Annotated in this window: 15 protein-coding genes; 8 read left to right on the top strand and 7 right to left on the bottom strand. The window is 73.5% G+C overall.

Features of this window, described 5'->3' with window-relative positions; translation table 11 throughout:
• Positions 1-494: 494 nt before the first annotated feature.
• From ABZU32_RS13300 to ABZU32_RS13285, 4 genes are all read right to left on the bottom strand, one after another.
• Positions 495-2,198, bottom strand: coding sequence for an aromatic amino acid ammonia-lyase (locus ABZU32_RS13300; protein ID WP_354921289.1), 1,704 nt, complete (start codon positions 2,196-2,198; stop codon positions 495-497).
• 217 nt (positions 2,199-2,415) lie between these two features.
• Positions 2,416-3,009: a PepSY domain-containing protein gene (locus tag ABZU32_RS13295; protein ID WP_354921286.1), complete on the bottom strand. Its 594-nt coding sequence runs from the start codon at positions 3,007-3,009 to the stop codon at positions 2,416-2,418.
• A gap of 92 nt (positions 3,010-3,101) precedes the next feature.
• Positions 3,102-4,379 carry a HAMP domain-containing sensor histidine kinase gene (locus ABZU32_RS13290; RefSeq protein WP_354921283.1) on the bottom strand — a complete coding sequence of 426 codons (1,278 nt, stop codon included), beginning with the start codon at positions 4,377-4,379 and terminating at the stop codon, positions 3,102-3,104.
• A gap of 4 nt (positions 4,380-4,383) precedes the next feature.
• Positions 4,384-5,073: a response regulator transcription factor gene (locus tag ABZU32_RS13285; RefSeq protein ID WP_354921280.1), complete on the bottom strand. Its 690-nt coding sequence runs from the start codon at positions 5,071-5,073 to the stop codon at positions 4,384-4,386.
• A gap of 97 nt (positions 5,074-5,170) precedes the next feature.
• Between ABZU32_RS13285 and ABZU32_RS13280 the strand changes: the two genes are divergently transcribed.
• The 8 genes from ABZU32_RS13280 to hutI all read left to right on the top strand — a co-directional run bounded on the left by ABZU32_RS13280 (position 5,171) and on the right by hutI (position 14,736).
• Entirely contained in the window at positions 5,171-5,617 is a 447-nt protein-coding gene (locus ABZU32_RS13280) for a hypothetical protein (protein ID WP_354921277.1), read from the top strand.
• A 384-nt stretch (positions 5,618-6,001) separates the two neighbouring features.
• Positions 6,002-6,937, top strand: a complete 936-nt coding sequence (locus ABZU32_RS13275; RefSeq protein WP_354921274.1) for a MurR/RpiR family transcriptional regulator — start codon at positions 6,002-6,004, stop codon at positions 6,935-6,937.
• 320 nt (positions 6,938-7,257) lie between these two features.
• Entirely contained in the window at positions 7,258-8,928 is a 1,671-nt protein-coding gene (hutU, locus tag ABZU32_RS13270) for a urocanate hydratase (RefSeq protein WP_354921271.1), read from the top strand.
• A 41-nt stretch (positions 8,929-8,969) separates the two neighbouring features.
• Positions 8,970-10,151, top strand: coding sequence for an allantoate amidohydrolase (locus tag ABZU32_RS13265; RefSeq protein WP_354921421.1), 1,182 nt, complete (start codon positions 8,970-8,972; stop codon positions 10,149-10,151).
• A 112-nt stretch (positions 10,152-10,263) separates the two neighbouring features.
• Complete coding sequence (locus ABZU32_RS13260) at positions 10,264-11,595, top strand: formimidoylglutamate deiminase (protein ID WP_354921269.1); 1,332 nt, start codon at positions 10,264-10,266, stop codon at positions 11,593-11,595.
• Between the two features lie 151 nt (positions 11,596-11,746).
• The gene (locus ABZU32_RS13255; protein WP_354921266.1) at positions 11,747-12,277 is read left to right on the top strand and encodes a sigma-70 family RNA polymerase sigma factor; all 531 of its coding nucleotides are present in this window, start codon (positions 11,747-11,749) and stop codon (positions 12,275-12,277) included.
• Entirely contained in the window at positions 12,274-13,449 is a 1,176-nt protein-coding gene (locus ABZU32_RS13250; protein ID WP_354921264.1) for a hypothetical protein, read from the top strand. Before ABZU32_RS13255 ends, ABZU32_RS13250 begins: the two co-directional genes overlap by 4 nt.
• Positions 13,450-13,551: 102 nt before the next feature.
• Positions 13,552-14,736: an imidazolonepropionase gene (hutI, locus tag ABZU32_RS13245; RefSeq protein WP_354921261.1), complete on the top strand. Its 1,185-nt coding sequence runs from the start codon at positions 13,552-13,554 to the stop codon at positions 14,734-14,736.
• Between the two features lie 101 nt (positions 14,737-14,837).
• Here the strand turns inward: hutI and ABZU32_RS13240 are convergent, their stop codons facing one another.
• The 3 genes from ABZU32_RS13240 to ABZU32_RS13230 are packed head-to-tail and all read right to left on the bottom strand — an operon-like array spanning position 14,838 to position 18,005.
• On the bottom strand, positions 14,838-15,728 hold the full coding sequence (locus tag ABZU32_RS13240) for a carbohydrate ABC transporter permease (RefSeq protein ID WP_354849108.1): 891 nt from the start codon (positions 15,726-15,728) through the stop codon (positions 14,838-14,840).
• A 1-nt stretch (position 15,729) separates the two neighbouring features.
• Positions 15,730-16,653 (bottom strand): sugar ABC transporter permease, encoded by a 924-nt coding sequence (locus ABZU32_RS13235; protein WP_354849105.1) that lies wholly within the window; start codon positions 16,651-16,653, stop codon positions 15,730-15,732.
• On the bottom strand, positions 16,650-18,005 hold the full coding sequence (locus tag ABZU32_RS13230; protein WP_354921258.1) for an extracellular solute-binding protein: 1,356 nt from the start codon (positions 18,003-18,005) through the stop codon (positions 16,650-16,652). Before ABZU32_RS13230 ends, ABZU32_RS13235 begins: the two co-directional genes overlap by 4 nt.
• Between the last annotated feature and the right edge of the window lie 128 nt (positions 18,006-18,133).

The following is an 18,133-nucleotide window of genomic DNA, read 5'->3' as shown; positions in this document are numbered from 1 at the left end:
GAGGGTCGCGATGTACGTGTTTTCCACGATGTTTTAAGGGGGTTCCGCATGGCACACTCCGGGTGAATTCATGGGCTTGCCATTCCGGCAAGTCCACTGGTCACAGAATGATCGGGACACTCGGATGTTCCGCGAAGCCGGACGGCACGCTTGTTGTTTCCGACCCCATGAAGGCGTGGTCGGAGGCCTGTGACTCCGTTCTGCCGCCGTGAAAACCGGCAGGACGAAGGCTCATTGCGGTCCCGGCGCCGGAAGAGCCGGTGATGCCCCGTCGTCCGGCGAATACGAATGCTTCTGACGGTGTTTTAGGGTGTTATCCTGGGGGTCTTCGGTCTGAGGCCGCCCGGCCGTCGGCGCCCGCGGCCGCACCGTCGAACGCCGCATCCCGGTGATGACGGATTCCGACGCGGCCGCGTCACCGGCCGCGGCCTGGGCGACGAGCGCCTTCGTGATCGTCCCGCGGAAGGATCGGCGCATCGTGGGCCGCCATTGGGTCAGATCGTGGCGAAGGTGTTCAGCAGGGTCGCGGCGGTCTCGATGTCGGGGGCCAGGGGGCGGTCCTCGTCGCGGGGGTCGAGGCGTGCGGCGGCGAGGGTGTACGCGGCGCCGGCGGGGGTGGCGGCGATGGCGGGGCCGAGGCCGCTCTGGCGCAGCGCCCGGACGGCCGCCACCAGTTCGCAGGCCAGCACCAGGCGGTAGGACGAGGCGGCCCGCAGCGTCTGCCGGGCCGACTGGGAGGCGAAGGCGGCGTGGTCCTCGACGCCACGGGACAGCACGACGTGGCCCAGCGCCGCCGGCAGGGCCGCGTTGCGCAACTCGGCCAGCGCGGAGCTCGCGGTGTACTCAAGGATCATCACGCCCGAGCTTCCGGCCGCGGCGTCGGCGAGGAAGGGGCGCAGGCCGGTGAACGCGGGCTCGACCAGCGTGGCCAGCCGGGCGGTGGACAGGTGCGCCGTGTGCAGGAGCGCGACCCGCAGGTGGTCCAGGGCGAGGCCGAGGGGCGCCTGGTGGAAGCCGCCGTGGTGGTGGACGGTGCCGCCGGCCGCGGAGATCAGCGGGTTCTCGGCCGCGGCGTTGATCTCGACGTCGAGGACGCGCTCGAGCGCGGCCCCTGCCTCGACGGCCGGTCCGTGCACCTGCGGCAGGCAGCGGTACCCGAACGGATCCTGGATCCGCGCCGCCGGTGCCGTAAACGCTCCGCCTTCGCCCGGTCCGGTCGGCGGTGCGGGGGACGAGGGCGAGGGCGTCGCGTCATCGCTTGGTCCGGTGGGCGGGGGCGGCACGCCTTGGCCTGGTCCGGTCGGCGGTGCGGGGGAGGAGGGCGGGGGCGGCGCGCCTTCGTCCTGTGCGGTGGGTGGGGCCGGGGAGGGTGCGTTTTCGTCTTGTCCGGTCTGTGCGGCCCGGATGGGCGCGTTTTCGCGGGCTGGAGGGGGCGCCGGGGTGAGGAGGCGGCGCATCGCGGCGGCCACCTCGACGGAGCCGGGATGCGGGCGGGCGGCGTGCACGCGCTCGTCGTACGGCTCGGTGTTGCCGTCCACCGCGAGCAGGGACAGGGCGGCGACGACCTGGGTGGCGCGGAGCAGCGGCGCGACGTCCGCCCAGGCGAGCGTCGCCTGCCCGATGGTCAGCGCGCTGCTGCTGCAGAAGGCGAGCGCGTCGCCGGCCGCCAGGGCGATCGGTGCGGGGGACTCGCCCCGCCCGCCGCCGCTCCAGGGACGCTCGCCGATCAGGGTGAGGCCGGTCTCGGCCAGGGCGGTCAGGTCGCCGGTGCCGATGGCGCCGATCTCGTGGACCTGCGGCAGATGCCCGGAGTTCAGGGCGGCGCCCAGCGCCTCGGCGAAGGCGGGGCGCAGCCCGGCTCCGCCGGCCATGATCTGGTTCGCCCGGACGGCCATCATCGCGCGTGCCTGTTCGGCGGGTACGAGTGCGCCGGCGCCGCCCGCGTGGCTGCGCAGCAGGCGCAACCCGTGCGCGTCCCCCTCGGCCGCCGCGACCTGCTGGGTGCGGTTCGCGCCCACGCCGGTGGTCCGCCCGTAGACAGGCCGGCGGCGCGCGATCTCTCCGGCCGCCTCGAAGGCCGCCGTGGCCCGCTCCAGGCCGTCCGCGGCCAGGTGGACCGGCGCGCCGTCACGCGCGATGCGCGCGATGTCCGCCGGGCCGGTCCGGGAGCCGCCCAGGGTGATCGTCCGTAATGTCATATATGAGCCCTCGAGACCCACATTACTGGCCCTTTCCGCACCAGAGGACGATCAGAAGGCGACGGGTGGCGGCTGGACGGTCATGCTCGCTCACCGGCGCCGGCACCGGGCGGCGGCCCCCCGGAGGCCGGCTCCCCGGAGCCCGGCTCCCGCGGTAGGTCGTCGTCGGTCGTTCGGTCAGACCCCGACCGGGAGGCGCTCACCTACAGAATCACTGTCAGTCGTCGTCGGAGTCGTCCGCCCCGTCGGCCCCGGTGACGTCGTCGTCCTGCGTGTCGGCCAGTACGGCGCCGGAGGTGGCGTCGACGGTGATGTCGCGCTCGGTTCCGCCGGTGGCGGCGATGTCGAACTCCCACACCTGTTTGCCGTTCTCGGTGTCCAGTTCGGCGGAGGTGACGGTGCCGCCGGGTACCTTCGTCAGGGCGGTCTTCTCGGCTTGTTCCCGCGACACGGCCGGGGCGGAGGTGGAGGTGGAGTCGCCCTCCTCCCGGGTCTCGCCGGTGTCGTCCTGGGTGTTCGTCAGCACGGCGCCTGAGGTGGCGTCGACCGTGATGTCGTGCTCGGTCGCGCTGGTGCCGGCGATTTCGAGGTCCCACACCTGTTTGCCGTTCTCGGTGTCCAGTTCGGCGGAGGTGACGGTGCCGCCGGGTACCTTCGCCAGCGCGGTCTTCTCGGCCTGTTCCCGCGACACGGCCGGCGCGGACGCGGAGGGCGAGGGGGAGAAGGCGTCCTGCTGGGCGGCGTAGGCCACTCCGCCGGCGGTGAGCGTGGCCGCCGTGGCCAGACCGGCGATGATCACTGACTTGCGCATCCGAGCCTCCGGTGCGATCGGGGGTTTCCACAACACCTGCGAGGCTGCCGGAGCGAGGGATAGCGCGGCGTCTGCGGAACACTAACGCCGGGTTAACGCGGCGGAGGGCCGAGTGCGACGGTGACGGCGGCGCCACCTCCGGGCGCCGGGCCGAGCGTCATGGATCCGCCGGAGCGGCCGGCGGCCCGCCGGACGATGTCCAGCCCGAGACCGGTCGACCTCCCGCCGCTGACCCCGCGTCCGGACGGCTCGCTGGGCGCGAACCCCGGACCCGCGTCGGACACCTCCAGCAGGGCACCGCCCTCCGGCCGGGGACGCAGCCGGACGGCGAAGGCCGTCCCCTCCGGCGTGTGGGCGAAAACATTCTCCAGCAGGGCGTCGACGCAGACCGCCAGGGCCTCCTCGGGCAGCCCGACGCGGAGCGGAGGCCCGGCCACGTCGCGGTCGACGCGGCGTCCCTGTTCGCGGGCCAGCATGGACCAGTGATCCAGCCGCCCGGCGATGACCTCGGCGGCGTCGCAGGAGCCCGACGCCTCGTGCCGGGAGCGGCGGGCCTCCTGGATGACCCGCGTGACCATGCGCTCCACCCCTTCGACCGCGGCGGCCACCCGGGTGGCCTGCTCGCCGGCGGGCAGCCCTTCCACCTCGACCCGCAGGACGGTCAGCGGCGTGCGGAGCTGGTGTGACAGGTCGGCCACGGCTTCGCGCTCCTGTGCCAGCAGCTCGCGGATCCGCCCGGCGAGGTGGTTCAGCGCGGCCGTGACGTCGCGGATCTCCGTGGGCCCCTGCGCCACCGCCCGTGCCGTCAGGTCGCCGGTGGCCAGGCGGTGGGAGACGCCGGCGAGCCCGGCGATGGGGCGGATCAGCGAGCGGGCCAGCCGGTCGGCGACGGCCAGGCTGATGAGGAGCAGCCCGAGCCCGAGCAGCCCGAGGATCAGCCAGGCACGGGCCACGCCGCGCGTCAGCTCGGCGTCGGGGACGAAGGTGCGCACGACGGCCGTGCCACCGGGGCGTCCCTGCACCGCGACGACGATCTCCCGGCCGCCGGCGGCCTCGGCGGTGAGGCTGCGGCCGGTGAAGGCCAGCCGGACCGCCCCGGACGGGGCGGCCGGCGCGCCGAGGACGGCGCCGCCGGGCAGGAAGAGGGTGACGGGCGAGCCGCCGCCGCTGTTGGCCTGCTCGACGGCCAGGGCCACGGTGTCCTCGCCGCCGGCCGACACCACGGGCACGAGCGACTGCGCGCGCACCAGCGCGTCGGCGGTGGCCCTGTCGGCGGCCAGTTGCATGGCCAGCAGGGCCAGCGGCACCAGGAAGGCGACCAACGCCAGGGAGACCGTCGAGGCCACGAGCGCGAGCAGGCGCCGCCTCACGGCCTCACCGCTCCGGGTCCACGATCTTGATGCCGACGCCGCGGACCACCCGCACGTACCGTGGCTCCTGCGCCGACTCGCCCAGCTTGTTGCGCAGCCACGAAAGGTGGACGTCCACCGTCTTGTCGGCGCCGCCGTAGGGCACCTGCCACACCTCGGTGAGCAGCTCCCGTTTGCTGACCACCTCCCCGGGGCGGGCGGCGAGGTAGCACAGCAGGTCGAACTCCTTCGGCCGCAGGTCCAGGACCCGGCCGTCCACGCTGGCCTCGCGACTGCGCGGGTCGACGCGCAGCGCGCCGACGGTGAGCGGCCGTCCGGCCTCCGCCTCGTCGCCTCGCAGACGGCGCAGCACCGCGCGGATGCGCGCGTCGAGCTGGACCGCGCCGAAGGGCTTGACGAGGTAGTCGTCGGCTCCGGCGTCCAGGACCCTGGCGATCTCGTGCTCGTCGTCGCGCGCCGTGGCGACGATGAGCGGGACCGGGCTGACCGCGCGGAGCATGCGGACGACCTCGTAGCCGTCCACGTCCGGCAGGCCCAGGTCGAGGATCACCAGGTCGGGGCGCTCGTCGACGGCCATGCGCAGGCCGGACATCCCCGAGTCGGCCGAGCTCATGGCGTGGCCGCGTTCGGTGAGCGCGCGCATGAGCGCGGATCGCACCGCGGCGTCGTCCTCGATCAGCAGCAGTTGCGCCACGATCACACGCTACAACCGGAGCCGGCGCCCTCCGCCCCGTCGAGGGGCCGGCGGCGGCGGGGTCGCCGGGGTGGGGGTGGGCTGGCAGGCTGGGAGCATGAACCGCCGACCGCAGCTCGCCGTGCTCGGATGGGTCGTCGTGGCCGGTCTGACCACGGTCATCAGCACCTGGGCCGTCTCGCTGCTCGGGGAGGGCCTGTCCGACCGGGTCGTGTCGCCGGTGAGCCGCGCCGACGTGGCGCGCGCTCTGGCCACCGCCACCGCCGCCCCGCGCTGGTCCGCGACGCCCGGCGGCACCCCGCCGGCCCGGGCCCGCGCGTTCACCACCGACGGAGGCTCCGTCGTGGCGGCCTGCGACGGCGGCCGGGCGGTACTGCTCTCGTGGAGCCCGGCCCAGGGGTACGCCGTGGACGACGTGGCCGCCGGCCCCGCGGCAGCCGCCTCGCTGGAGTTCGAGTCGGACACCCGGACCGTGAAGGTGAGCGTCGCCTGCAAGGGGGACATCCCTGAGATGTCGGTCACCCAGGAGCGAGAAAGCGACTGAGCTTTACCGGAACGCACTGAGCCTTCAGGGACGCACTGAGTCTTCCCGGGAGGGCGCGAAGGTCTTCCCGGACGAACCAAGCCTCCCCGGGGCGAACCAAGCCTCCCCCGGGGCGAACTAAGCCTTCCCAGGGCGGACTGGGCCTTCGCCGGGCAAGCCGGCGGAGTGCGTCGTCCTCGGCCGTTAAGGGCGCTGCGGTCTGCAGTGGCGATTCGGATTGCCGTGGCGGTGGTCTTCGCCCCTTGACATAGGAACATGCATCGGCGATCGTGCATGAAAGTTTGCATTCGGCGGCGCGTGCGTAAAGGTGTGCGACGCGGGCCGAGACAGGACAAAGGACTGGACGCGCGACGGGCGGCCGGCGGCGGGCGCAGGGAGGCGTGAATGAGCGGGACCCCGAGTGCGGCTGCTCCGGAGACGGTCGATCCGGTGATGTCGGCTGCTCCGGGGGCCGCGGCGGTGGGCGCCGAAGATGCTTCGCGGGTGGCCGCGCGGCTGCAGGAGCTCGTCGAGGGACACCGGCTGTCGCCCTCTCAGCGGCGGATCGCCCGTCACCTCATGGAACGCCCGCACGAGGCGGTGTTCCTCACCGGCAACGACATCGCCGAGGCGGTCGGCATCAGCCAGCCGTCGGTCACCCGCTTCGCCTTCGCCCTCGGCTTCGCCGGCTTTCCCGAGTTCCGCGACCACCTGCGGGCCGCGCTGCGCGACGGCCAGGACGTCCCGGCCGCGCCCGCCGCGCTGAACCCGGTGCAGGCCATGGTCGAGTCGGAGCTGCGCAACCTGGAGCAGTTGCGCGACGGCCTCGCCGACACCGCCCGCCTCATCGAGGTGGCGGGTGCGCTCGCGGCCTCCCGGCCGCTCCCCGTGCTCGGGTTGCGGGTGTCGGCGCCGCTGGCGCACCTGTTCGGCTACCTGGCCTCCAAGGCGCACCCCGACGTCCGGGTCATCGATGCCCCCGGGTCCACCATGGAGGACCGGCTGAGCCGCGCGGCGGACGCCGGGGCCGCGTGGGTGCTCGCCTTCGGCCTGCCCCGCTACCCGCGTGAGCTGCGCGACGGGCTCGTGTGGGCCAGGCGGGCAGGGCTGCGCGTGGCACTGGTGACCGACCACGCCGTGGGCCCGCTGGCCGAGCACGCGGACGCGGTGCTGGCGGCGCCGGTGAGCTCGCGGTTCGCCTTCGACTCGCAGGCCGCGCCGAGCGTGCTGTGCGCCGCTCTGGTCCACGCGATGCTCGGGGCGCTTCCGACGCCGGAACAGTCGTCGATCGAGGAGTTCGAGAACAGCGCCGCCGAGCGCCGCCTCTTCTTACCCGGCTGACCGCACGCCCCGGCCGTCCCCGCACCAGGCGGACCGTACGCCCCGGCCGTCCCGCACCAGGCGGACCGCGCGCCGCAGGGACGGCCCGGGCGGCGTCACCGGCGAGGACACGGGGATCGCCCCGGCTGACGCGACCGCCGGACCTGCGCAGACGAGACCGCGGACCCGGCGGCGCGGCCCCCGGAAGGGCCAGGGACGGCCGCGAGGTCCCACAGGGATGACGAGAACGACCAGCACGACCAGCACGACCAAGACCAACAGGACGACCAGGACGACCAGGGAACATCGAGGATGACGATCCAGCGAGGAGATGAGCGGCGATGAGCGAGCAGGCGAGGCGGGTGATCCGCTCCCCACGTGGCACCGAGCTGTCCTGTCAGGGATGGCAGCAGGAGGCCGCGTACCGGATGCTGCACAACAACCTGGACCCCGAGGTCGCCGAGCACCCCGACGAACTGGTCGTGTACGGCGGCACCGGCAAGGCGGCCCGCGACTGGCGGTCCTTCGACGCCATCGCGCGCACCCTCCAGGGCCTCAAGCAGGACGAGACGCTGCTCATCCAGTCGGGCCGTCCGGTCGGCGTCATGCGCACCCACGAGTGGGCGCCGCGCGTGCTGCTGGCCAACTCCAACCTTGTCGGCGACTGGGCGACCTGGGAGGAGTTCCGCCGGCTGGAGGCGCTCGGCCTGACCATGTACGGCCAGATGACGGCCGGGTCGTGGATCTACATCGGCACGCAGGGCATCCTGCAGGGCACCTACGAGACCTTCGCCGCCGTGGCCGCCAAGCGGTTCGGCGGCACCCTCGCCGGGACGGTGACGCTCACCGCCGGGCTCGGCGGGATGGGCGGCGCCCAGCCGCTGGCGGTCACGATGAACGACGGCGTCGCCATCTGCGTCGACTGCGACCCCTCGCGCATCGCCCGGCGCATCGAGCACCGCTACCTCGACGTCCAGGCCGGCGACCTGGCGGAGGCGGTGCGCCTGGCCACCGAGGCCCGCGACGCCCGCCGTCCGCTGTCCATCGGCCTGCTCGGCAACGCCGCCGAGGTGCTGCCCGAGATGCTCGCCATGGGCGCCCCGATCGACATCGTCACCGACCAGACCTCCGCGCACGACCCGCTGGCCTACCTGCCGGTCGGCGTGGCGTTCGAGGACATGCGCGAGCAGGCGGCCAAGGACCCCGCCGCCTTCACCCTGCGCGCCCGCGAGTCGATGGCCAGGCACGTCGAGGCCATGGTCGGGTTCATGGACCGCGGCGCGGAGGTGTTCGACTACGGCAACTCCATCCGCGGCGAGGCCAAGCTGGCCGGGTACACCCGCGCGTTCGACTTCCCCGGGTTCGTGCCCGCCTACATCCGGCCGCTGTTCTGCGAGGGCAAGGGCCCGTTCCGCTGGGCGGCGCTGTCGGGCGACCCGCGCGACATCGCGGCCACCGACCGGGCGATCCTGGAGCTGTTCCCGGAGAACGAGTCGCTGGCCCGCTGGATCAAGCTGGCCGGTGAGCGGGTCGCCTTCCAGGGGCTGCCGGCCCGCATCTGCTGGCTCGGCTACGGCGAGCGCGACAAGGCGGGCCTGCGGTTCAACGAGATGGTCGCCTCCGGCGAGCTGCGGGCCCCCGTCGTCATCGGCCGCGACCACCTGGACGCCGGGTCGGTCGCCTCGCCGTACCGGGAGACCGAGGGCATGCTCGACGGCTCCGACGCGATCGCCGACTGGCCGCTGCTCAACGCCATGGTCAACGTCGCCTCCGGCGCGTCCTGGGTGTCCATCCACCACGGGGGCGGCGTCGGCATCGGCCGCTCCATCCACGCCGGGCAGGTCGCCGTCGCCGACGGCACCCCCCTCGCCGCCCAGAAGCTGGAGCGGGTCCTCACCAACGACCCCGGCATGGGCGTCATCCGCCACGTGGACGCCGGATACGACCGCGCCGCCGAGGTCGCGGCGGAGCGCGGGGTCGCCGTCCCCATGGCGTCCGGGGAGTCCCGGTGATCGCATCCGGCGCCGCCGGACTCCGCCCCGGCTTCGAGCGGATGTGGGGCGACCTGGCCGCCATCGGAGACGAAGGGGAACGCGGCTACCGGCGGTTCGCCTGGACGCCGGTGGACCTCGCGCTGCGCGACTGGTTCCGCGCGCAGGCCGAGGCCAGGGACATGACCTGGGAACGCGACCGCAACGGCAACGAGTGGGCCTGGTGGGGCACCCCCGGCCCCGGGGCGGTGGTCACCGGCAGCCACCTGGACAGCGTCCCGGGCGGCGGGGCCTTCGACGGGCCGCTCGGCGTGGTGTCGGCCTTCCTCGCCGTGGACCTGCTGCGCGAGCGGGGCGTCGCTTTGGAGCGCCCCGTCGCCGTAGTCAACTTCGCCGACGAGGAGGGCGCCCGCTTCGGCGTCGCGTGCGTCGGCAGCCGCCTGATGACCGGCATCCTCGACCCCGGCGACGCGCGCGCCCTGCGCGACGCCGACGGGGTGACGCTCGCCGAGGCCATGCGGGCCGCCGGAGCCGACCCCGGCGCGATCGGCCGCGACGAGCAGGCCCTCGGCCGCATCGGCGCCTTCGTGGAGCTGCACATCGAGCAGGGACGCGGGCTGGTCGACCTCGACGCCCCGATCGGCGTGGCCGCCGCGATCTGGCCGCACGGACGGTGGCGCTGCACCTTCCACGGCCGGGCGGACCACGCGGGGACGACCCGGCTGGCCGACCGGCACGACCCCGTGCCGCCGTTCGCCTCGACCGTCCTGGCCGCGCGGGAGGCGGCGGGGCGGCTGGGCGCCCTGGCGACGTTCGGCAAGGTCAGGGTAGATCCCAACGGCACCAACGCGATCGCCTCCCGGGTCGACGCCTGGCTCGACGCCCGCGCCCCGGAGGCCGGCACAGTGCGCAAGCTGGTCGAGGAGGTCACCGGGGCGGCGCGGGACGCCGCCGCCGTGCACGGCGTGCGGGTGGAGGTGGCGCAGGAGTCCTGGACCCCGGTCGTGGAGTTCCCCGGCGGGCTGCGCGACCGGCTGTCGGCCGCCCTACGCGGCGTCCCCGCCCTGCCCACGGGGGCGGGCCACGACGCGGGCATCCTGTCGGCGCTGGTGCCCGCCGCGATGCTGTTCGTCCGCAATCCGACCGGCGTCAGCCACAGCCCCGCCGAGCACGCCACCACCGACGACTGCCTGGCCGGCGTCCGCGCCCTGGCCACCGCCCTCGCGGACCTGGCATGCCGATGAGCGTCTCCCCCCGCACGCGTACGGCCCGTGAGGGCGCCCCGGCCCAGGGCGGCGCCTCGGCCCTTGACGGCGCCCGCGTCCGGGGCGGCGCCTTCGCCCGGGAGGGCAGCCGATGACCGTCTTCTACGCCGACCACGCCTGGCTCGGCGGGGACGCCACGGTCGCCGGCGTGGTCATCGAGGTCCAGGGGGAGCACGTCACGCGCGTACTGCCCGGACAGGACGGGCCGCCGCCCGGCGCCGAGCACCTGCGCGGCTTCACCGTCCCCGGCCTGGCCAACGCCCACTCGCACGCCTTCCACCGGGCGCTGCGCGGGCACACCCAGCGCGAGCGCGGCACGTTCTGGACCTGGCGCGAGCAGATGTACCGGGCCGCCGCCCGCCTCACCCCTGACGGCTACCACGCCCTGGCCAGGGCCGTCTACGCCGAGATGGCGCTGGCCGGGGTCACCTGCGTCGGCGAGTTCCACTACGTCCACCACGACACCGGAGGACGGCCCTACGCCTCGCCCAACGCGATGGGCGAGGCGCTGATCGCCGCCGCCGCCGACGCGGGCATCCGGATCACGCTGCTGGACGCGTGCTACCTGCGCGGCGGCTTCGGGATGCCGCTCGAAGGGCCGCAGCTCCGCTTCGACGACGGCGACGCCGCCGCCTGGGCGCGGCGCGTCTCGTCCCTTCCGTCCGGGCCGCACGTTCGCATCGGCGCCGCCGTCCACTCGGTGCGGGCCGTGCCGCCCGAGGAGATTCGGGTCGTGGCGGCCTGGGCGCGCGAGCGGGGCGCGCCGCTGCACTTCCACCTGTCGGAGCAGGTCGCCGAGAACGAGGCGTGCATGTCGGCCTATGGCCGCACCCCGGCGGAACTGCTCGACGAGAACGGCGCCCTCGGCCCGCTGTCCACGGCGGTGCACGCCACCCACCTGACCACCGCCGACGTCGAACGGCTCGGAGCGTCCGGCACAGGGGTGTGCATGTGCCCGACCACCGAACGCGACCTGGCCGACGGCATCGGCCCGGCCCGCGCCCTGGCGGAAGCCGGGGCGCCGCTCTCGCTGGGCAGCGACAGCAACGCGGTGGTGGACCTGCTGGAGGAGGCGCGCGGCGTCGAGCTGGACGAGCGCCTGGCCACCCGGCGCCGGGGCCACTGGCGCGCCGCCGACCTGCTGGACGCCGCCACCCGAGGTGGGCACGCCTCGCTCGGCTGGCCGCAGGTCGGCCGCATCGAGGCGGGAGCCCCGGCCGACTTCGTCACGATCGCCCTGGACACCGTGCGGACGGCCGGCTGGTCGCCGGACGGCCTCGTCGAGACGGTCGTGTTCGCCGCCACGGCGGCCGACGTCCGCGACGTCGTCGTCGCCGGCCGCCGCATCGTCACCGACGGCCGCCACCTCGCCGTCGGCGACGTCCCGGCCGCCCTGTCCGCGGCCATCGCCCCGCTGCGATGACCTGCTCAGCTGACCTCGCTCAGCTGACCCCGCTCAGGTGACCTCGCGGCCGTGCCCGGCCCGCCGACGCCGTCACCTCCGGCGCCGGGCCGGCTACCGGCCGCGCCGCGCGGCGGTGCAGCGGATCGGGACGGGCGGGCGTTCCTAGGACATGAACAACGAGACGGTCGCCCGCGCGCCGGCGCCGGCCGGCACCGTACCGGCAGGCACCGTGCTGGCCGGCATGTACGGCGAGCACCGGCTCGCCCTGGTGCGCCTGGCCATGCTGCTCGTCGGCGACCTGGAGAGCGCCGAGGACATCGTGCAGGACGTGTTCTCCCGGCTGCACGCCAAGGGGCCGCAGGCCCTGACCTTGGCGTACGTCCGCGTCTGCGTGCTGAACGCCTCCCGCTCGGTCCTGCGCAGGCGCGGGGTGGCGGCAAGGGCGGCGCTGGGGCGGACGGCGGACGAGCCGGTGGATTCGGCGGAGACGGCCGCCCTGTTGGGCGAGTCGCGGCAGGAGATGCTGGCCGCCCTGCACCGGCTGCCCAGGCGGCAGCGCGAGGTCCTCATCCTGCGCTACTACCTCGACCTGTCCGACGCCGACATCGCCCGGGCGACGCGCGTCAGGGAGAGCACCGTGCGGTCCAACGTCTCACGGGGCCTGGACCGGCTTGAGCGTGAACTGGGAGGCAAGGCGTGAGCAGCATCGAGGACCGGCTCAGAGACGCTCTGGCCGCCGAGGCCGAGACCGTACAGGACGACGGGTGGCCCCGCGCCCTGCCCGCGCCGCGCGCGCGAGCGCGCCTGTGGTGGGCGCCGGTGGCGGTGGCGGCCGCGATCGTGGCCGTGGTGGTGGGCACCGTCGTGGGGACGCGTACGGTCGCACCCCCCGCCCCGGCGGCCAAACCCACGCCGTCCACGGGCCCCGTCACGCCGCCGATGGAGAAGGTCTGGCCCCGCGCGGTGCACGAGATCCCCGTCAAGGGGCCGGGCGGCAGGACGTTCATACCGGACGTGTTCGTCAGCGACCGGGTCGTCGCGGGCCGGGCGTTCGCCCAGAAGCGGCTCGACGGGATCTGGTCGTACGACCTGGACCGGCGTACCTTCACCCGCGTGGCGCCGCTCAGGGACCGCGACGTCATGAAGGTCCCTCTGGTCCACGGTGACGGCTATCTGGCCTGGTCGGCGCTGGCGGGTCGCAGGACCGAGATCTGGGCGGTGCCGGTCACCGGCGGCGTCCCGCGCAGGATCGCCTCGGTCACAGCCCTGATGACCAGCGACGACTCCTACTACGGCATCGACCTCGCCATCGCGGACGGCATGGCGGTGTGGTCGCCGTACGACGGCGGTGTCTACCGGGCCCCGCTGAAGGGCGGGAAGGCCACCCTGGTCAGCGGTACGAGAGGCTTCCACCTGGTCGAATGGCCGTGGGCCGGATGGCCTCGCGTGGTGGCGGCCGACCACCCTCTCCCTCGCCCCGTGGAGCACCTGAAGAACGTCCTCACCGGTGCGCTGAGCGACGTGACGCCTCCTCCCGGGCGATCAACGTGGGAAGAGTGCGGGGCGAGCTGGTGCTACACCCGTACCGAGGCATGGCGACGCGACGGAACCGGTCTGCGCAAGCTGCCGGGCAGCGCCCGCGGGAACCTGTACTCGGGCCGTTTCGTCATGCTCGCCCAGCAGGATCGCGCCGGGAGGCATGCGAGCACCGTGCACGACATCGCCACGGGACGTACCGGCCTGCTGTACCCAACCCCCCCGTTGAGCGGAGAAAGGCCGCCTCCCGCCCTCTTCCTGTCCAGGGACATGATCCGATACGAGACCGGGCGAGGCACGCAGATCGTCCTCGACCTGGTCGCCGCCGGCCGGTGAGGCCCCCCGCCGCGGGCGGCGCCGAGTCGGCGGGATCCGTGAGCCACCGGTACCGTCTTCGGGTGCGGCGGGACCGGGCCGCGGGGCGGAGGCGGGGCGAGAATGAGTGGGCTTGTGGTCGACGGCATCGGGTCGCTGGTGACCAATGACCCGGAGCTGGGGCATGGGCCGCTGGGCGTGGTGGAGGACGCGGCGATCGTCGTCCAGGACGGGCGGGTGGCGTGGGCCGGTCCGCGGACGCGCATCCCCGAGGGCGCGGGGGGCGAGCGGTACGACGCGGGCGGCCGGGCGGTCATCCCCGGGTTCGTGGACAGCCACGCCCACCTGGTGTTCGCCGGGGACCGCACCGCCGAGTTCGAGGCGCGGATGTCCGGCCGTCCCTACACCGCCGGCGGCATCCGCACCACGGTCGCGGCCACCCGCCAGGCGAGCGACGACGCGCTGCGCGCCAACGTGCGCCGCCTGGTCGCCGAGGCGCTGCGGTCGGGGACGACCACGATCGAGTGCAAGTCCGGGTACGGCCTCACCGTGGCGGACGAGGCGCGCGGTCTGCGCCTGGCCGCCGAGCACACCGACGAGGTGACCTATCTGGGCGCCCACGTCGTGCCGCCCGAGTACGCGGGCGACCCCGACGCCTACGCCGCGCTGGTCGCGGGGGAGATGCTCGACGCGTGCGCCCCGCACGCACGGTGGATCGACGTGTTCTGCGACCGGGGGGCGTTCGACGGCGACCAGACCCGGGCGATCCTGACCGCCGGCAAGCAGCGGGGACTGGTGCCGCGCGTGCACGCCGGGCAGCTCGGACGCGGCCCCGGCGTGCGCATCGCGGTCGAGCTGGGTGCCGCCTCCGCCGACCACCTGACGCACCTGGACGACGCCGACGTCGAGGCGCTGGCGGGCGGCGACACGGTGGCCACGCTGCTGCCGGGCGCCGAGTTCTCCACCCGCTCGCCCTACCCCGACGCGCGCCGCCTGATCGACGCGGGCGCCACGGTGGCGCTGGCCGCCGACTGCAACCCGGGGTCGAGCTACACCACCAACATCCCGTTCTGCGTGGCGCTGGCCGTGCGGGACATGGGCATGACGCCCGACGAGGCCGTGTGGGCGGCGACCATGGGCGGCGCCCGCGCGCTGCGCCGCACCGACGTGGGACGGCTGTCCCCGGGCGCCCGCGCCGACATCGTGGTGCTGGACGCCCCCTCGCACGTCCACCTCTCCTACCGCCCGGGCGTCCCCCTCGTGACGCGCGTCTGGAAGGACGGCCGACCGGCGTCCTCCTCGGGGTGAGCGCGGCGAGCTCTCGCTCCCCGGGCATGGACGAAGCCCTGGCGGCCGGGCTGCCAAGGCTTCGTCGCGGGCGCGGGCGGGGCCGGCCGGGTGGCGCGTGGTTACTTGCTGAAGCCGGCGGTGAGGCCGCTGAGGAGCTGGCGGCGGCCGACGACGTACAGGACGAGGATGGGCAAAGTGGTCAGGACGACGGAGGCCAGGACGCCCGGGATGTTGACGCCGTGGTCGCCCTGGAAGGTCCACAGGGCCAGCGGCAGCGTCCGCTTGGTCGGGTCCTGGGTGAGGATCAGGGGCAGCAGGAAGTTGTTCCAGGTGTGCAGCCCGTTGTAGATGGTCACCGTCACCACCGCCGGGCGGGTGAGCGGGAAGGCCAGGCGCCAGAGGATCACCCAGGTGCTCGCGCCGTCCATCCGCATCGACTCGAACAGTTCCTTCGGCACGTCGCGGATGAAGTTGGCCAGCACCAGCACCGACAGCGGGATGGCGAAGGCGATCGACGGCAGGATCATCGCCAGCAGGGAATCGTACAGGTGGAGCCGGATGATGATCAGGTAGATCGGGATGATCACCGCCTGCAGCGGGATGGCCAGGCCCATGAGGAACAGCCACCTGACCCCGGTCAGGAAGCGGCCGCCGCCGCTGCGCACGATGGCGAAGGCGGCCATGAACGAGAAGACCACCGCGGGGACGATCGCGCCGACGGTGACGATGACGCTGTTGATGAAGTACTGGACGAAGTCCGCCGCGATGACGTCCCGGTAGTTCTGCAGCGTCGGCTCGAGCGGGGGCGCGAGGGGGTTGGCCGCGTAGTAGCTCGACTGGGCCTTGAAGCTGGTGATGACGATCCAGTAGATCGGCACGATGACGATGGCCAGCCACACCCACCCGGCCGCGGCGCCCAGCCAGTTGGGGCGGCGGGTCGGCGTGCCGGCGCGGCCCGGGGTACGGCGCTCGGCCGTCCGCTCGGGGGCCTCGATGACGGTCGTCCCCATGTCAGGCTCCGTCCATCTGGCTGGTGCTGTCGTTTCCCCCGCCGAGCCGGCGCAGCAGCAGCGACAGGGCGAGGCCGACCAGGACGAGGATGACCGCGATCGCGCTGGCCGGGCCCATCAGGTTGGCCTGGAAGCCCCGCTTGTACATGTCCAGGGCGAGCACGCGGGTCGCGTCCCCCGGGCCGCCGGCGGTCAGCACGAAGATCAGGTCGAAGAAGGTCAGGGACCCCACCACCATGAGCGTCGAGGAGGTGATGATCGTGTACTTCAGCTGCGGCAGGATGATGCTGAAGAAGGTGCGGACGCGCCCGGCGCCGTCCAGTTCGGCCGCCTCGAACATCGACCGCGGGATCTGCCGCACCCCGCCCTGGTAGATCAGCGAGTGGAACGGGATGTACTGCCACGACACCACGAAGATCACCACGGCGAAGGCCAGATGGCCCTCTCCCAGCCAGTCCTGGCGGAGCAGTTCGATCCCGAGCCCGGCGCCCAGGCCGAAGTTCGGGTCGAGGAGCGCCTTGTAGGCGACGGCGATGGCCGCCGAGCTGAGCAGGAGCGGGATGAAGTACAGCACGGACAGTACCGCGCGGTAGCGCTGACGGCCGGCCAGGAACACCCCGAGCAGCAGGCTCATCGGCGTCTGGACGGCCCAGGAGACGGCCACGACCAGGAAGGTCACCCAAAGCGCGTGCGGGAGCCCGGGGTCGGACAGGACGGCGCGCCAGCTCGTCAGGCCGGACGGCTGGATGACGCCGACCTGGTCCCAGGTGGTGAAGCTGAGCGCGACGACGCCGATCAACGGGATCACGGCGAAGGCGATGAAGACGAGCAGGGCGGGAAGGGCCAGCCACGCGAGGGAGCGCTCCCCGCCGCGCGTGGCGGCAGGGGAGTTCCCTCGCGGGGCGGGGGCCGCGAGCGTGCTCACTTGCCGATGACCGCGTTCATGTTGGTCGCGAACTGCTGGGGCGAGATGGAGAGCTGGAAGAGCTTGGAGATGTTGTCCAGCAGCACCTCGGCCGCCGTCGGGCTGAGCGCCTGGTCCCACGACTGCGCGAAGACCTTGGCCTTGCTGGCGATGTCGTACTGGAACTTCAGCCACTCGGCGTCCTTGGAGGCCGCCAGCAGGCTGTCGGTGCCCTTGACGATCGGCACCGACCCGGCCTTGTCGATCCAGTCCTTGACCTCCTGGTCGGTGGACAGCCCGCTGGCGAGGAACTTCTTGGCGATCTCCTTCTCCTCCGGGGTGGCCTTGGAGGAGATGGACAGGTACTGGGCGGGGTTGCCGACGGTGTCGCTGATGTCGCCCTTGCCGCCGTCGATCGGCGGGAAGTTCATGTAGCCCAGGCCGCCGCTGGGCACGAAGTCGCCGCCCTGGTCCTTCTGGACGCCGTAGGACCAGGTTCCGTGGAGCATCATCGCGGCCTTGCCGGTGTACAGCAGCGCCTGGTCGGCGTTGGAGTCGGCGGTGATGGAGGAGAAGCCCTTGATGAAGCCACCGGCCTTGACCAGCTCCTGCACCTTGCCCAGGGCCTCCAGGGAGGCCGGGTTGTTCCAGGCGTCCTTCTCGCCGTCGAACACGGCCTGGAAGACCTCCGAACCGCCGATGCGGTCGTACAGGAACTCCAGCCACATCATGTTGGTCCAGCGCGACTGCCCGGCCAGGGAGAACGGGGCGATGCCCTTGGCGTTGAACTTCGGCACCAGGTCCATGATGTCGCCCCAGCTCTCCGGGGGCTTGGCGCCGACCTGCTCGAACACCTTCTTGTTGTAGAACAGGACGATCGGCTGCACGCGCTCGATGGGGAGCGCGTAGATCTTGCCGTCGATCGTCGCGGCGGGGAAGGCGGAGTCGAACAACCGGTCCTTGACGGCGGCGTTCTGCTGCAACCACGGGGTCAGGTCGTCGACCTGGCCGGCCTGCGCGTAGCTGCGCAGGGTGCCGCCGCCCCAGCCGAAGATCAGCGTGGGCGCCTGGCCGGCGCCGATCGCCGTCTTGACCTTGGTCTTGTAGGCGTCGTTCTGGAAGGGCGTGGCGGTGATCTGGCCGTTGGGGTTGGCCTGGTTGAACCGGTCCACGGCCGCCTTGCGGATGCCCTCCGCGGGCTGCGTGGACAGGTACCAGTAAGTGGCCTTCGCGCCGCTGCCGCTGCCGCCGCTACCGCTGCCGCCACCGCTCGTGCCCGGCCCGGAGGTGCCGCACGCGGCGAGCGCGGCTCCCAGGGGCAGGCCGAGCGACAGGCTGAGGAAGGTGCGGCGGGATGTCGTCCTGGGCTCCACGCTGATCTCCGTACTCGAACGCCGGCGGGGGGTGGCCGCGGCTCATTGGTCGTCGATTGCGATGCCCGGCGAGCCTGGATCAGCACGCACTGATGCCGCTCGTCACAGGTGTCGAGGTGGCTCGCCGA

Origin of the sequence: Sphaerisporangium sp. NPDC005288 (genome assembly GCF_040607475.1) — a bacterium.
Taxonomy (GTDB): Bacteria; Actinomycetota; Actinomycetes; order Streptosporangiales; family Streptosporangiaceae; genus Sphaerisporangium; species Sphaerisporangium rhizosphaerae.
This window is presented reverse-complemented; position numbering and strand designations above follow the sequence as displayed.

Coding starts and splice junctions, on each gene's coding strand:
- ABZU32_RS13275 (WP_354921274.1), top strand. CDS start 6,002: ATGAGCGGGACCCCGAGTGCGGCTGCTCCGGAGACGGTCGATCCGGTG.
- ABZU32_RS13300 (WP_354921289.1), bottom strand. CDS start 2,198: ATGACATTACGGACGATCACCCTGGGCGGCTCCCGGACCGGCCCGGCG.
- ABZU32_RS13260 (WP_354921269.1), top strand. CDS start 10,264: ATGACCGTCTTCTACGCCGACCACGCCTGGCTCGGCGGGGACGCCACG.
- hutI (WP_354921261.1), top strand. CDS start 13,552: ATGAGTGGGCTTGTGGTCGACGGCATCGGGTCGCTGGTGACCAATGAC.
- hutU (WP_354921271.1), top strand. CDS start 7,258: ATGAGCGAGCAGGCGAGGCGGGTGATCCGCTCCCCACGTGGCACCGAG.
- ABZU32_RS13280 (WP_354921277.1), top strand. CDS start 5,171: ATGAACCGCCGACCGCAGCTCGCCGTGCTCGGATGGGTCGTCGTGGCC.
- ABZU32_RS13240 (WP_354849108.1), bottom strand. CDS start 15,728: ATGGGGACGACCGTCATCGAGGCCCCCGAGCGGACGGCCGAGCGCCGT.
- ABZU32_RS13255 (WP_354921266.1), top strand. CDS start 11,747: ATGAACAACGAGACGGTCGCCCGCGCGCCGGCGCCGGCCGGCACCGTA.
- ABZU32_RS13265 (WP_354921421.1), top strand. CDS start 8,970: ATGTGGGGCGACCTGGCCGCCATCGGAGACGAAGGGGAACGCGGCTAC.
- ABZU32_RS13295 (WP_354921286.1), bottom strand. CDS start 3,009: ATGCGCAAGTCAGTGATCATCGCCGGTCTGGCCACGGCGGCCACGCTC.